The 14,951-nt window shown below is 68.5% G+C and carries 13 protein-coding genes; all 13 read left to right on the forward strand.

From position 1 onward, the window contains the following. Positions 1-29 precede the first annotated feature (29 nt). Positions 30-569 carry a PH domain-containing protein gene (locus WFG93_RS04240; protein WP_336645087.1) on the forward strand — a complete coding sequence of 180 codons (540 nt, stop codon included), beginning with the start codon at positions 30-32 and terminating at the stop codon, positions 567-569. A gap of 68 nt (positions 570-637) precedes the next feature. Further along, positions 638-1,759: a 5-(carboxyamino)imidazole ribonucleotide synthase gene (locus WFG93_RS04245; RefSeq protein WP_336645088.1), complete on the forward strand. Its 1,122-nt coding sequence runs from the start codon at positions 638-640 to the stop codon at positions 1,757-1,759. Between the two features lie 112 nt (positions 1,760-1,871). Continuing rightward, positions 1,872-2,339, forward strand: coding sequence for a 5-(carboxyamino)imidazole ribonucleotide mutase (purE, locus tag WFG93_RS04250; RefSeq protein ID WP_336645690.1), 468 nt, complete (start codon positions 1,872-1,874; stop codon positions 2,337-2,339). Next, positions 2,336-3,790: an LCP family protein gene (locus WFG93_RS04255; protein WP_442928229.1), complete on the forward strand. Its 1,455-nt coding sequence runs from the start codon at positions 2,336-2,338 to the stop codon at positions 3,788-3,790. The genes purE and WFG93_RS04255 overlap by 4 nt, the downstream gene beginning before the upstream one ends. A gap of 86 nt (positions 3,791-3,876) precedes the next feature. Next, positions 3,877-5,559, forward strand: a complete 1,683-nt coding sequence (locus tag WFG93_RS04260; protein ID WP_442928230.1) for a RecQ family ATP-dependent DNA helicase — start codon at positions 3,877-3,879, stop codon at positions 5,557-5,559. A gap of 61 nt (positions 5,560-5,620) precedes the next feature. Further along, positions 5,621-6,688: a glycosyltransferase gene (locus WFG93_RS04265; RefSeq protein ID WP_336645090.1), complete on the forward strand. Its 1,068-nt coding sequence runs from the start codon at positions 5,621-5,623 to the stop codon at positions 6,686-6,688. Positions 6,689-6,811: 123 nt separating this feature from the next. Next, the gene (locus tag WFG93_RS04270; protein WP_336645091.1) at positions 6,812-8,827 is read left to right on the forward strand and encodes a cell wall-binding repeat-containing protein; all 2,016 of its coding nucleotides are present in this window, start codon (positions 6,812-6,814) and stop codon (positions 8,825-8,827) included. 99 nt (positions 8,828-8,926) lie between these two features. Next, a complete protein-coding gene (locus WFG93_RS04275) occupies positions 8,927-9,889 on the forward strand; it encodes an ABC transporter permease (protein WP_336645092.1) in 963 nt (320 codons plus the stop codon). Next, positions 9,886-10,620 carry an ABC transporter ATP-binding protein gene (locus tag WFG93_RS04280; protein WP_336645093.1) on the forward strand — a complete coding sequence of 245 codons (735 nt, stop codon included), beginning with the start codon at positions 9,886-9,888 and terminating at the stop codon, positions 10,618-10,620. Before WFG93_RS04275 ends, WFG93_RS04280 begins: the two co-directional genes overlap by 4 nt. Beyond that, a complete protein-coding gene (locus tag WFG93_RS04285; RefSeq protein ID WP_336645094.1) occupies positions 10,617-12,545 on the forward strand; it encodes a DUF6541 family protein in 1,929 nt (642 codons plus the stop codon). Before WFG93_RS04280 ends, WFG93_RS04285 begins: the two co-directional genes overlap by 4 nt. Positions 12,546-12,577: 32 nt before the next feature. After that, on the forward strand, positions 12,578-13,306 hold the full coding sequence (locus tag WFG93_RS04290; protein ID WP_336645095.1) for a glycosyltransferase family 2 protein: 729 nt from the start codon (positions 12,578-12,580) through the stop codon (positions 13,304-13,306). Between the two features lie 2 nt (positions 13,307-13,308). After that, on the forward strand, positions 13,309-13,722 hold the full coding sequence (locus tag WFG93_RS04295) for a DUF2304 domain-containing protein (RefSeq protein WP_336645096.1): 414 nt from the start codon (positions 13,309-13,311) through the stop codon (positions 13,720-13,722). Further along, on the forward strand, positions 13,719-14,951 hold the full coding sequence (locus tag WFG93_RS04300; protein ID WP_336645097.1) for a glycosyltransferase family 4 protein: 1,233 nt from the start codon (positions 13,719-13,721) through the stop codon (positions 14,949-14,951). The genes WFG93_RS04295 and WFG93_RS04300 overlap by 4 nt, the downstream gene beginning before the upstream one ends.

Raw genomic sequence — 14,951 nt, forward strand, 5'->3', positions numbered from 1 at the left:
TGTCGTCGCAGGGTGGGCACAATGGAGGGGTGACCCAGCCCGTGACGCTCGGCGGCCGGCCGAAGATGCCTCCCCGGGGAGCGCCCGTCGAAGAGCTGCTCGTGGCGCGCTTCCGCGGCCATGCGCGCCGGCTGTGCTGGTCGGCCGCGCTGCTCATCGCCACCGCGGGTGCCACCGGATACCTCTACGACAACCTGCCGTCGCCCTACCAGAACTGGATGCTGCTGGCCGCCGCCGGGATCGTGGTGCTGCTGCTGGTCGTGCTGCCGTACCTGTTCTGGCTCTCGCGCACCTACACGATCACCACCCGGCGCGTGATCGTGCGCGAGGGGCTGGGGTCGCGACACCGGCGCGAGCTGTCGCACATGCGCGGCTACACGATCAGCGTGCGCCGTGGGCCGCTGCAGCGGCTGTGGGGTGCCGGGACGATCGTGCTCAGCAACGGCGCCGACGCACCGATGCGGATGAACAACGTGCCGATGGTCGGCCTCGTCCACGAGGTGCTGGCCGATCAGGTCGAGGTGAACCAGATCCTCGCGCATCGCGACGCGCAGGCCGGCGCGATCTGAGCGTCTCGTCGTCGCCGCCGCACCGCCGGTGCGGAAGAATAGGGACCACGAGACGAAAGGGGCGCTGGATGACCGTGCGCGTAGGTGTGATCGGTGGGGGACAGCTGGCTCGGATGATGATCGCGCCGGCCGTCGAGCTGGGTCTCGACATCCGGGTGCTCGCCGAGGACGAGGGGATGTCAGCGCAGCTGGCCGCGACCGCCGTCGGCGACTACCGCGACCTCGACACCGTGCGCGCCTTCGCGAAGGACGTCGACGTGCTCACCTTCGACCACGAGCACGTGCCGCAGGAGGTGCTGCGCGCGCTCGTCGCCGACGGCGTGCAGGTGCACCCCGGACCGGACGCGCTCCAGTACGCCCAGGACAAGCTCGTCATGCGCGCACGACTTGATCAGCTCGGCGTGCCGCAGCCCGACTGGGCGGCCGTGCACGACGCCGACGAGCTGCAGCGCTTCATCGACGATCACGGCGGGGGGGCGGTGGTGAAGACGCCGCGCGGCGGCTACGACGGCAAGGGCGTGCGTGTCGTGCGCACGGCGATGGATGCGGCGGACTGGTTCGCCGCCGCCGAAGGGGATGCGCTGCTTGCAGAGGAGCTGGTGCCGTTCACCCGTGAACTCGCCCAGCAGATCGCGCGCCGTCCGAGCGGCGAGATGGTCGCCTACCCGGTCGTCGAGACCGTGCAGCGCGACGGCGTGTGCGCGGAGGCCATCGCGCCCGCCCCGGGTACCACCGAGCGGCTCGTGCAGGCCGCCGAGCAGATCGCGCGCCGCATCGCGGAGGGGGTGGGCGTGACCGGGATGCTGGCGGTGGAGCTCTTCGAGACCGACGATCAGCGCATCCTCGTCAACGAGCTGGCCATGCGGCCGCACAACAGCGGGCACTGGAGTCAGGACGGCGCGGTCACCGGCCAGTTCGAGCAGCACCTGCGCGCGGTCACCGACCTGCCCCTCGGGCGCGCCGAGCCGCGCCAGCCGTGGACGGTGATGGTGAACATCCTCGGCGGGCCGCAGGAGGGCACGCTCGCCGACCGCTTCGCATCCGTGATGACCGCGCACCCTGAGGCGAAGATCCACACCTACGGCAAGGCGCCGCGCCCGGGACGCAAGGTCGGCCACATCAACGTCGCCGGCGAGGACCTCGACGACGTCGTGTACCTGGCCAGGGCGGCTGCGACGTTCTTCGCGTGAGCGGCACGCGCGGCGGAGCGCGCCGTTGCGACGATCTCCCAGCGGCGCACCGTAGCCTGTCATGGTGACTGAGCCACTGCACTCCTCGAGCTCGCCCCTCGTCGGCGTCGTGATGGGATCCGACTCCGACTGGCGCGTGATGAGCGACGCGTCACAGGCCCTCAGCGACTTCGGCATCCCACACGAGGTCGAGGTCGTCTCGGCGCACCGCACGCCCGACAAGCTGATGAGCTACGGGCGGGAGGCGCGTGGCCGTGGCATCCGCACGATCATCGCCGGAGCCGGGGGAGCGGCGCACCTGCCCGGCATGCTCGCCTCGGTGACCGCAGTGCCCGTTATCGGCGTGCCGGTGCCGCTGGCGTACCTCGACGGCATGGACTCGCTGCTGTCTATCGTGCAGATGCCCGCCGGCATCCCGGTCGCGACCGTGTCGATCGGCGGCGCGCGCAACGCGGGCATCCTCGCCGCACGCATACTCGGCACCTCCGACGCGGCGCTCGCCGACCGCGTCGAGGCCTACGCGGCGCAGCTGGAGAACCAGGTGCAGCAGAAGAACCAACGGCTGAAGGACTCCCTGTGACCCTGGCCGCCCCGCACGCTCCTGTGCGCGGCGGGCGACCGCTCATCGAGACGCGGCCGCTGCGGAATCCCGACATCGCCGACGCGCGGATGATGGGCCAGCGGGCCTGGTGGTTGGTGGCGCTCAACGTGCTGGTGCCCGGATCCGCGCAGGTGCTGGCCGGCAGCCGGCGCCTCGGGCGCTTCGGCCTCGGCGCGACGCTGTTCGGCTGGCTGCTGCTCGCGGTCGTCGCCGGGCTCGGCCTGTTCGCGCGGGGGACGTTCGTGTGGCTGGCCACCGGAAGCTTCTCGTGGATCCTGCTCACCGCGATCCAGGTGCTGCTGCTCGGCTACGCCGTGCTCTGGGTCGTGGTGACCATCGACACGCTGCGGCTGCTGCGGCTGGTGAAGGTGCCGGTGATCACCCGCTTCGCGGCGCCGGTCGCAGCGATCCTCGCGCTCGTACTCGCCTGCTCCGGCGCGGTCTACACCTCGAATGTGGCGGCATCGGGCCGCGGTGCGATCGGCGACATCTTCGGCCGGAGCGGGCCGAGCCTTCCGCCCAGCGACGGCTACTACAACATCCTCCTGCTGGGTGCGGACAGCGGCGACGGCCGCGACTCGCTGCGCTTCGACAGCATCTCGGTCGTCTCGGTCAACGCCGACACCGGCGCGACGACCATCACCGGGATCCCGCGGGAGCTTCCGCACGCGCCGTTCAGCGAGGGCAGTCCGATGCGCGAGCTGTATCCGGATGGCTTCGAGGGGCACAGCAGTCCCACCTGCGGCTGGGAGCCGTGGATGAATCACATCCGCAGCGCTGCAGAGGTGTGCCGGGAGGACCACGGCATGGCGCTGTATCCGGAGGCTGCAGCGCACGGCTCGGCGCCGGGTATCGAGGCGACCAAGGATGCCGCCGAGGGAGTGCTCGGCATCGAGATCCCCTATTACGTCTTCCTCGACATGGACGGCTTCGCCGCGCTCGTCGACGCGCTCGGAGGCGTCGACATCGACGTGACGCAGCGCCTGCCGAAGGGCGGTCCGCCGCCCGGGTCTGGGGCGTCGGACGTGGAGGACTGGGCGATCGGATGGATCGAGCCGGGACAGCAGCATATGGACGGCGACACCGCCCAGTGGTACGCCCGTTCGCGCTACACCACGAATGACTACGACCGCATGAAGCGCCAGCGCCAGCTGCAGGAGGCGATCCTCGCGCAGTTCACGCCCGAGAACGTGCTCTCGCGCTTCAGCGCCGTCGCCGACGCCGGCGCTGATCTCGCCGACACCGACCTGCCGCGGGACAAGCTGCCGGAGTTCTTCGACCTGATGGTGAAGGCGAAGAAGCTGCCCGTGACGCGCGTCGAGCTCACGCCCGAGAACGGCGTCGACGAGCACGAACCGGACTACGCGCACATCCGTGACTTGGTCGACGAGGCGCTGCACCCGCCGCAGACCGCCACTCCCACCCCCTGAGCCGGTCCTTCCCGTCGAAGGGCCTATGTCTCACCGCGCCCGCACGCAACCCCGTGGCGGGATCAGCACCGACGCGGTGCAATGAGATGGTGATCTCCGACGACATCCAGCGCGTGGCGCGTGACTCCTTCGGCATCGACGAGCTGCGCCCGGCGCAGGTGGAGGCGATCGCCGCCGCCGTGGACGGGCGCGATGTGCTCGCCGTGTTCGCCACGGGCTACGGCAAGTCGGTGATGTACCAGATCGCCGCGACGCTGCGTGAGGGCGTCACGGTCGTCGTCTCGCCGCTGATCGCCCTGCAGGAGGATCAGCTGGTCGGCATCGAGAGTGCGCCGGACGCCCCAGACGCCGTCGCGCTCAACTCCGCTCGCGGGGCCAGGGCCAAGCAGGAGGCGTGGCGGATGCTGCGCACCGGAGCGGCCGAGTTCGTGCTGCTCGCGCCCGAGCAGCTGGCCAAGGAGGAGGTGCTCACCGCGCTGGCCGAACTGGACGTCTCGCTGCTGGTGGTGGACGAGGCGCATTGCATCGCCTCATGGGGGCACGACTTCCGCCCCGACTACCTCATGCTCGGCGCGTTCGCCGAGCGCCTCGGACGCCCTCCGATCATGGCGCTGACCGCCACGGCATCCACTCCGGTGCGCGAGGAGATCATCCGACGACTCGGGCAGCGCGATCCGGTGGTGTGCATCGGCGACCTGAACCGGCCCAACATCGCGCTCGCGGTGCGTCGGCACACCACCGACGCCGACAAGCGCGCCGCTGTGATCGAGGAGGTGGCCGCGCTGCCGCATCCGGGGCTGGTGTACACCGCGACGCGTCGGGACACGCAGCACTACGCGGATGCGCTCGCCGAGCGGGGTCTGCGGGCAGCGGCCTACCACGCGGGACTCCCCGCGAAGGAGCGCGCCCGCGTGCACGCGGCGTTCCTCGACGACGAGGTCGATGTGGTCGTCGCGACGTCGGCTTTCGGCATGGGGATCGACAAGCAGAACGTGCGCTACGTGGTGCACGCGGACGTGCCGGACTCGGTCGACGCGTACTACCAGGAGCTCGGACGCGCCGGCCGTGACGGCGCGGCCGCGCAGGCGACACTGCACTTCCGCCCCGAGGACCTCGCATTGCGCCGCTACTTCGCCGGCCGCCGCCCTGCCGGAGGGGAGCTGCGCCGCCTGATGGCGGTGCTCGAGACGCGCGGTCTGCGCCGCGCGGAGCTGGCCGAGCGCGCCGGCCTCTCGCCCCGGCGCATCACCGCCCTGCTCGCGCTGCTCTCCGACACCGGCCATGTCCGCCTCGCGCGGACCGGCGCCAGGCGCCTTCGCGCTGACGACGCCGAGGGTGCCGTCGCCGACGCACTGGAGCGCGCCGATGAGCGCGAGCGCATCGACCACTCCCGCATCGAGATGATGCGGGCGTACGCAGAGACCCGCCAGTGCCGCCGGCAGGTGCTGCTGGGCTATTTCGGCCAGGAGAGCGAAGGGCTGTGCGGGAACTGCGACACCTGCGTCGATGGCAGCGCCGAGCAGGCGCGGGAGCAGGCACACGACCAGGCGCAGGAGCCGCACACCGGGGACGCCACCTCGCCCGAGAGCGGCGACGGCTATCGGGTGGATGATCGCGTGGTGCACAGCGAGTGGGGAGCGGGCACCGTGATGGCAGTGGGCGATGATCGCATGACGGTGTTCTTCGAGAGTGAGGGCTACCGCGTGCTGTCGCTGCAGCTCGTGGCGGAGAACTCTCTGCTCGAGACCGCGACCCCGGCCGCATCATGAACGGACCGAGGGCGCCCCGACACTGTGAGGCGCCGCGAGCGGCCGCGGTTAGGCTGACCTCATGACCGTGCAGCTGCGTATCGTCCTCGATCAGGCGGGCGTCGACGCCGATGAGGCGAGCGCCGGTCTGGCGCTGGCCGAGGGGCTGATCCGCACGGCCCCGCGGGGTTGCGTCGTCTCGGCGATCGCGCCCAGTGGATCCGAACTCCCCCTGGACGGACTGCACGAGGTGCGCCGGTTGGCCCTCGCCCGGCGCGAGCTCGCGGCAGCGTGGCAGATGGGCATCGCCGCTGGAGCAGGCGGCGGTCTCATCCACGCGCCGAGCCTGATGGCGCCGCTCGTGCGGCACGATCGCGTACACGATCATGACCAGACGACGGTCACGCTGTGGGATCTCACCGCCTGGGTGAGCCCGGACTCGCTGCCCAAGGCGCAGGTGCTCTGGCAGCGCGCCATGCTCAAGCGGGCCGTGAAGCACGCCGACGCCGTGGTGGTCCCCTCGCACGCACTGGCGTCACGCCTGGTCGAGATCGCTCCTCTCGGCGACCGTGTGCGCGTGATCGCCGGCGCGGCGCCGACAGGCTTCACTCGACGGGTGGATGCCGACCCGCTGCCGGCGGGTCTGCGTCTGCGTCGGCGCTACGTCGTGCTGACCGGCGACGCCGGCTCACTGCACGAGGGATTCCGTGCGGCGGCGGCCGCCGATGTCGACGCAATCGTGCTGGACGTCGCCGAGGGCGCGGAGGCGGAGGTGACGGATGCCGCGCGCGCCGCGGGCATCGAGGGGCAGCGGGTGCACCTCGCCGGTGCGGTGCCGGATGCCACCCGTGCGACCGTGGTCAACCGCGCGGAGGCGCTGGTGGCGACGTCGACCGCGATGGCATGGCCCTGGCGGGTCGTGGAGGCGATGGAGCTGGCGAAGCCGATCGTCGCCGTGGACTGCGCCGTGCATCGGGACGTCATCGCGGACGGGGGAGCGGTGGTGGCATCGAACGAACTGCCGGATGCCCTCGTCGACGCCCTCGGCGGGGGAGCGCAGCGGCTGCGCGTGCTCGCATCCGATCGTGCTCGCGCGTTCTCATGGCCCAGTGCCGCCGAGCGCGTCTGGGCACTGCACGCCGAACTCTGAGAGAAGGCCGCGAGCCTGCACGACACGCCGCAAGCAAAGGGGCGAAATCGCGGCTCAGTGGCATCATCTCGTAACTTCCGTCACACTGTTCACATGCATTCACGTGGATCCCACGCCAGAGGTGTGTCCAGAACGGCTCGCTGGACGACGACTCTGATCGCCGTCCTCGGCCTCGTCCTCGGCACGGCGGTACCCGCAACGGCGGCGGCGATTCCCGCTGCAGCGGCCGGTGACCCCGTGGTCGCAACGGGGCTGGGCGGCCCGGCCAAGACGTCCCTGGCGGGGTTCAACCCCGGCAACATCATCAGCGACGCCGTGTTCACCGACGCGTCGACCATGACTGAGGCCCAGATCCAGACGTTCTTCAACTCGAAGGTGAAGACCTGCAAGTCGGGGTACACGTGTTTGAAGGACTTCCGCGCGGATTCGGTGACGCGACCGGCCGACACGTACTGCCGCGGTTACACCGGTGCGCGCGGGGAAACCGCCGCTCGCATCATCTATCGCGTCTCCCAGTCCTGCGGCATCAATCCGCAGGTGCTGATCGTCATGCTCCAGAAGGAGCAGGGGCTCATCACGCACGACTGGCCCAGCCAGTGGCGCTATGACATCGCGCTCGGGCAGGCCTGCCCCGACACCGCGCCATGCGACCCGAAGTTCGTCGGCTTCTTCCATCAGATCTACGGCGCCGCGCGGCAGATGAATGTCTACATGGAGGGTCGCTACTTCCAGTGGTACAAGGCCGGCAAGACATGGCAGATCCAGTACCACCCCGACCGTGCCCGCTGCGGCACCGGGCCCGTGTACATCGCCAACAAGGCCACTGAGGCGCTCTACTACTACACGCCGTACCAGCCCAACGCAGCTGCGATGCGAGCGGGATACGGCACGGGCGATTCCTGCTCGGCGTACGGCAACCGCAACTTCTACAACTACTTCACCGACTGGTTCGGATCCACCCAGAAGCCGATCGGGAAGTTCAGCATGGGCACCGTCACGCTGCAGGGCAGGGCCGTCGTCGGACAGCCCCTCCGTGCGGCTGTCACCGTGGCACCCGCTCCCGGGACGCTCTCGTACCAGTGGCAGCGCAACGGCTCGGCGGTGCCGAACGCCACCGGCGCAAGTTACGCCCTCACCAGCGCTGACGCGGGCGCCAACGTCAATGTCCGGGTCGTGGCGAAGAAGACCGGCTATGCGGATGCGGTCGCGACGTCCGCCGCGGTCAAGGTCACCGCGGTCAAGGTCGACCGGCTCGCAGGGCAGAAGCGTGAGGCGACGGCCGTGGAGGTCTCACGCGCAGCGTGGCCCAGTGGCACCCGCACCGTGATGCTCGCCACGAGCGGCGACTTCCCGGACGCTCTGAGTGCGGCCGCGGCCGCGGGCAAGGCGTCGGCCTCGCTGCTTCTCACGCCGTCGAGCGCGCTGCCCGCTGCGGTCGCCGCGGAGATCAAGCGGCTGGCACCGACCCGGATCATCCTCATCGGAGGAACGGGTGTGCTGCCCAAGGCTCTGGGCGCACAGGCGTTGAACTCGGCCCCGAACGCCAAGCTGGAGCGCGTCACCGGAGTCAACAGGTACGCCACATCGCAGGCTACCGCCCAGATGGGCGGAAAGAGTGCTCAGGTGCTCATCGCTACAGGGAGGGACTACCCGGACGCGATCAGCGCTGCAGCCGTGGGGAACAGGACAGGCACGCCGGTGCTGCTCGTGGACGGCGCTCAGTCGACTCTCGATGACGCGACGGTCGCGACGCTGCGTGCGATAGGGGCGACCTCCGCGACGATCGTCGGCGGCGACGGTGCGGTTGGAGCCGGGATCCAGCAGCATCTCAAACAGCTGGGGCTCACCGTCGCTCGTCTGTCCGGCGTCGATCGCTATGCGACGAATGACGCGATCGTGCGGAAGTACTTCCGTACGGGAGCGCTGCGCGTTCTCATGGCCTCCGGCGACGGGTTCCCCGACGCGCTCAGTGCCTCCGTGCTCGCCGGGCGGTGGCAGGTGCCGCTCCTGCTGACGCGGAAGTCGTGCGTGGTGCCTGCGGCCGCGGACTTCATTCAGTCGAGCGGCACCGAGTCCGCGGTGCTGATCGGCGGTCCTGGAGTGCTCGATGACGGTGTGGTCGCGATGCGCCGCTGCTGACGCAGCGCCCGGTTCCAATGGTCTGAACGGCCACAGCCCGGGTGGGACCTCATCGACCTGCACACGTGTCCAGGTTGGCGACGACGATGAGCCAGTAAGATGGCAGCGACCCCTCGGCTGGAGCCCTCCTTGACGATCAACGATCATTTTGCTCTCGTGCCGCGCGCTGAATTCGATGTCCCCGGCAAGAGCCATGGTCTGATCGATGTGGTGCGCTGGCGATACCTGCTGCGGCTGCTGGTGCGCACTGGAGTCACCACCCGATACCGGAACTCGGTTCTCGGGTGGCTCTGGTCTTACGTGCGTCCGGCGGCGCAGTTCTTCGTGTTCTGGGTCGTCCTCGGGATCTTCATGGATCTGGATCGGGTGCCCAACTACGCCGTGTATCTCTTCTCGGGGATCGTCGTCATCAACCTCTTCTCCGAGGGGTTCAAGAACGCGACGACATCGATCGTGGGCAACGCCGCGCTCGTGCGCAAGGTCTTTCTTCCGCGGCAGCTCTTCGCAGTGTCGGCTGTGCTCGTATCGTTCGTCCATTTCCTCCCGCAGGTCGCGCTGCTGCTCTTCGTCTGCCTGCTCATGGGATGGGCGGGCCACATCACTGTGCTGGGAGTCCTGGCGGCGCTGGCCGGGATGGCGATCGTGATGGTGTTCTCTCTGGGACTCGGACTCTTCTTCGGTGCGGTCAATGTGCGCTTCCGCGACGCCGAGAACATCGTGGAACTGATGCTCCTGCTCGCGACGTGGGCCTCCCCAGTGCTGTATGCGTGGACGATGGTGCATGATGCGGTGGTCGGCAAGTTGGGCTGGCCGGGGTGGCTGGTGGAGCTGTACCTGCTCAACCCGATCACGCAGGGCGTGGAGCTCTTCCATTACGCGTTCTGGCGGCCGGCAACGGCGAATCTCGTCGATTCGCCGGGTTACGTCGGTGACGCCATGACACGCGTGCCACCCGATCTGGCGATCAACACGCTGTGGACCGCGGTCATCGCCGTCGCCACCCTGCTGATCGGCCAGCTCGTCTTCCGCCGTCTCGAAGGAAGGTTCGCCCAGGATCTATGAGCCAGACAGCGAAGCGTCCCAGCATCATCGTCGACGGTGTGCGGAAGACATTCACCCTCAATCACGCGTTCTCCCTCAAGGACACAGTCGTCTCGTGGATCCGCCGACGCAAGCTCTCCACGAGCTTCGAAGCCCTGCGCGGGATCGATCTGGTGATCAATGAAGGCGAGTCCATCGCCATCCTCGGAATGAACGGCTCGGGCAAGTCGACTCTGCTGAAGCTCATCTCTGGCGTGATGGAGCCCGACGCCGGCGAGGTGCTCACTCGCGGCAGGGTCGCCGGGCTCATCGAAGTCGGGGCAGGGTTCCACCCGGAGTTGTCCGGACGTGAGAACGTCTTCCTCAACGCGGCCATCCTGGGGATGAAGAAGCATGAGATCGAGGAGCGCTACGACGAGATCGTCGCCTTCAGCGAGATCGAGGAGTTCATCGACCAGGAGGTCAAGCACTACTCCTCCGGAATGTTCCTCCGTCTCGCATTCGCGGTCGCGATCCATGTGCATCTGGACGTACTGCTCATGGATGAGATCCTCTCGGTCGGAGACGTCCCCTTCCGGGAGAAGTGCCGTCAGAAGTTCGAGGAGCTCATCGCCGCCGGTAAGACGTTGGTGGTGGTGAGTCACGACATGGAGATGGTCCGTCAGCTCTGCACTCGAGGTGTGGTGATCAGCAAGGGCGAGGTCATCTACGACGGGGAGCTCGATGGCGCCATCGCGCTGGTGGACGCATGATCCTGGATTGGATCACGCAGCTGCCGGTGCTGCTCCTCTTCCTGGGGCTCGTATTCGTGCCGGGTCTGCTCGCTCTGCTCGGCGTCGGGATGCGGGGCCTCGCGTTGTTGGCGTTCGCGCCGGTCTTCACCGTTGCAGTCACCGCAGCTGCCGCTCTGGTGTTCGGTGCCACGGGTGTCGCATGGAGTCCTTTCACGTGGGCGGCTGCCATGCTTGTCGTGGCCCTCGTCGCGTTCCTTTTCGGTAGATGGGATCGCGGCCGACTCGAGCCGATGACGGCATCCCGCCCCGGATGGGTGCTCCCCGCAGCGCTGGCCCTGGGCGCGTCTTTGACGACGTGGCGTCTGCTGAGCTACATCCAGAATCCAGCCGGCATCTCCCAGACGAACGATGCAGTGTTCCACCTCAACGCGGTGCGCTTCATCCTCGATTCCGCTGACGCGTCGTCCCTGCACGTGAGCGGAGTGATCGGAGGAGCGGGGTTCTACCCTTCGGCCTGGCACGCTTTCGTCGCGCTGGGTGCGTTGATCTCCGGTGCACCCATCCCTGTCGCAGTGAACATGTTCACTCTGGTGATCGGCGGATTCATCTGGCCGCTCGGCGTCGCCTGGTTGACGCGCTGCGTCACCTCCTCAGTGCCGGTGACCGCGATGGCCGCCGTCCTGGCCGGCGGATTGCACACGTTCCCCCTGCTGCTGTTCCAATGGGGCGTTCTCTACCCCAATGCACTGTCGACCGCGCTGCTGCCGGCCTCGATCGCGGCAGTGACCAGCTTGACGAACTGGCGATCGGAAGGTCATCGAGCAGTGAGCGTGCTGCGCGGTGTACTCATCGTCGCCGTCGCCGGCGCCGCGCTGACCCTTGCGCAGCCGTCAGGGCTGCTTCCGTGGATGGCGATCACCCTCCTGTGGGTCAGCGCGCGCCTCATCTCGCTGCACGGAGCGCTGAGACGTGCGTGGCTGATCGCGCTGCTGGCTGCGGCGTGGGTGGGCGTCGGGGCGCTATGGGTGGTTCTGTCGCAGGGCACCACGGGCTCGCACTGGCCGCCCTTCCGCGGGAAGCTCCAGGCTTTCTTGGACGTGCTGCTCAACGGCCAGATACGGATTCCCTTCGCGATCGCCGTGAGCGCGCTCATGTTCATCGGTCTGCTGGAGGCCCTGCGCCGATCCGAGCTGCGCTGGTTCGCCGCCGCTTGGCTCGGAGTCTCGGGGCTGTACGTGCTGGTCGCGGCCTTCGATGCCCCGCTGGTGCGCGACGTCATTCTCGGCGCGTGGTACGCGGATCCTTACCGAATCGCGGCGCTCGCGCCGGTGGTGGTCATACCGCTCGCAGCTCTAGGTGCGTTCGTCGTCACGCGAGCGGCGGCGCGCGTCGTGCACACGAGTGTGCAATCGCCCCTCGTGATCGGCGTCGCGCTGGGTGTCCTCACGGCGATGGTTCTGTCGATCTCCGTGTTCAGATCAGTCGCGATGCCGGCGGTCACACAGGGCACCTTCGACCGGGAGTCGCGCTATCTCGCCGCAGACGACGCCTATCTGAACCCGGACGAACGACAGCTGCTCGAGTCGCTGGACGGGCTGGTGCCGGCCGGATCGCGTGTTCTGGGCAACCCGTCCACGGGAACAGGCTTCGGCTACTTCCTCAGCGGCATCGACGTGTACCCAAGGACATGGGCGGTGCCTCGGCATCCCGCGTGGCAGGTCCTCGCGTTGCGGCTCCGGGACGCCGCAACCGATCCAGCCGTCTGCGAGGCCCTGGCCGCGTACGGCCACCCCGACTATGTGCTCGATTTCGGTCCGGGAGAACAAGCCCCCGGACGGTACACGGCGCCCGGAATGACCGACTTCAGTGGTCAACCCGGGTTCGAGCTCGTGGAGTCCGATGGTGACCCATCGCTCTGGCGCATCACGGCCTGCGCTCAGTAGCTTCAGCGGCACTCTCGATAGGATCGGTAGCGATGCGCGCGATCGATGTGCCCGTTCTCGTCGTGATTCCGGCCTTGAACGAGGAGAAGTCCGTCGCGGACGTGGTCCGCGAGGTGCAGGTCGCGTACCCTTCTGCACGGTGCCTCGTGATCGACGACGGCTCGCAGGATGATACCGGCCCCCGAGCGCGAGCCGCGGGCGCCGACGTTCTCACTCTCCCCTTCAACCTCGGCGTGGGAGGCGCGATGCGTGCCGGGTACCGTTTCGCGCGGGCGCACGGGTATACCGTCGTCATCCAGGTCGACGCGGATGGACAGCATGATGTCGCGATGCTCACCGAGATGATCGCCGGGCTGGATCACGCCGATCTTGTGATCGGAGCTCGTTTTGCCGGAAGGGGCGACTACGGCGTGCGGGGACCGCGCCGATGGGCGATGCGGTTCCTGGCTGCCGTGATCAGTCGGGTGGCACGGACTCCCCTCACCGACGTCACGAGCGGTTTCAAAGTCGCGGGTCCCCGTGCTGTGGAGCTGTTCGCAGACGAGTTTCCCGCAGAGTACCTGGGCGACACCATCGAGGCTCTCGTCATCGCATCGAGGGCAGGCCTGCGGATCCGTCAGATTCCGGTCGCCATGCGCGTTCGGCAGGCGGGGGCGCCATCGCACCGTCCGATCAAGGCCGCTGTCTACCTTGTACGCGCATGCGCGGCTTTCAGCCTTGCGATGCTCAGGCCCCGCGCGCAGGTGAGGAACGAAGCATGAACATGAGCGCGATCACCTACGTCTTCGGAATCATCGCCGCCGTTCTCGCCCTGATCGCGATCATCGAGCTGATGAGGCGCGGGACGCTGCGCGAGCGTCACGCTGTCTGGTGGTTCGTGGGCGGAGTGCTGGCGCTCGTCATCGCTGTGTTCCCGCAGACGCTCGGGTGGGCCGCGCGGGCGGTGGGCGTCGTCGTCCCGGTGAACCTCGTCTTCTTCGTCGCGATCGCGCTGCTGTTCCTCGTCAGTCTGCAGTACGGCGCGGAGTTGACGCGTATGGAGGAGAAGCTCCGTGTGCTCGCCGAGGAGTCCGCGTTCCATGAGCGGCGGATCCAGCGGCTCGAGGAGCGGGGTCGCCGCCCCGAGGCGACAGACGAAGGCGCTCAGGGCTCGGCGACAGAAGGGACCGATTCGTGACGGGGCGCAGCAGGGTCGTCATCGCGTCGCGGCTGTTTCCACCCGAGGTGAGCGCCGGGGCGTTCCGGCTCGGAGCTCTCGCGCGCGCTCTCGCGGACTGCGGCAGCGAGGTCACCGTGCTCACCACGAACCCTCCTGCGCACGCGCCGGCCATCGAGGACGCAGTGGGAGTGCGTGTGCGCCGCTGGCCGGTGGCTCGTGATCAAGGCGGCAATGTGCGCGGATACGTGCAGTACATGAGCTTCGACATCCCTCTGGCCGTGCGCCTGCTCGCCCAGCGGTTCGACGTCGCCGTCGCGGAGTCGCCACCTACCACGGGAATCATCGTGGCGACCGTGGCAGCCCTCAAGCGCCGTCCCTTCGTCTACTACGCCGCGGATGTGTGGACTGACGGCGTCATCTCGATGGGCGCGCCGCGGATCGTCGTCGTGATCATGCGACTTCTGGAACGGGCCGTGCTCTCCCGGGCGAGATCCATCATCTCGGTGTCCGACGAGGTGACCGAACGCCTGGTGCTGCTCGGCGCGGACCCGCAAGCCGTGGCCACTGTCGGCAACGGCATCGACACCGACGTGTTCAGCCCCGCGGCGCGGGCAGCCTCCTCCGAACCGTACTTCGTCTACACCGGCACGATGTCGGAATGGCAGCAGCCGGAGATCTTCGTCCGTGCTTTCGCCGACATCGTGCGAGAGCATCCCGGGGTGCGCCTGCGCTTCTTCGGCCAGGGGGCGGTCGAGGCTGAGCTCAAGCGACTCGCCGAAGAGCTCGTTCCAGGTCAGGTGGAATTCGGAGGCGTGGTGAGCCCCGCCGAGTCCGCGTCGTGGATCCGAGGGGCGATCGCATCGCTCGTGAGCATCGTGCCCGGAATCGGCTACGACTTCGCGAAGCCCACCAAGACCTATGCGGCCGCTGCCACCGGGACGCCTGTGCTCTTCGCCGGGCCTCCGGCGGGCGCCGAGCTGGTGCGCGCGGCCGAGCTGGGGTTCGCGGTCGAGTTCACGGCGGACGCCGTGGCGACAGCGATGCGTGAGCTGATCGCGGATGCCGCGGACGGAACGACCGCACGGGAACGACAGCGACGTTCCGACTGGGCTCGGCGCAGCGTCTCACTGCGCGCCGTCGCAGAGCGCACTGCGCAGGTGATCTCTCAGGCGACCAGCCGTTCGACCCGTAAAATCGGTATCGCAGCCCGCGGGAGATCCCGCAGAGGAGAAAGGCCGGCGTCGTGA

Source organism: Microbacterium sp. USHLN186 (assembly GCF_037145155.1).
Classification (GTDB): domain Bacteria; phylum Actinomycetota; class Actinomycetes; order Actinomycetales; family Microbacteriaceae; genus Microbacterium.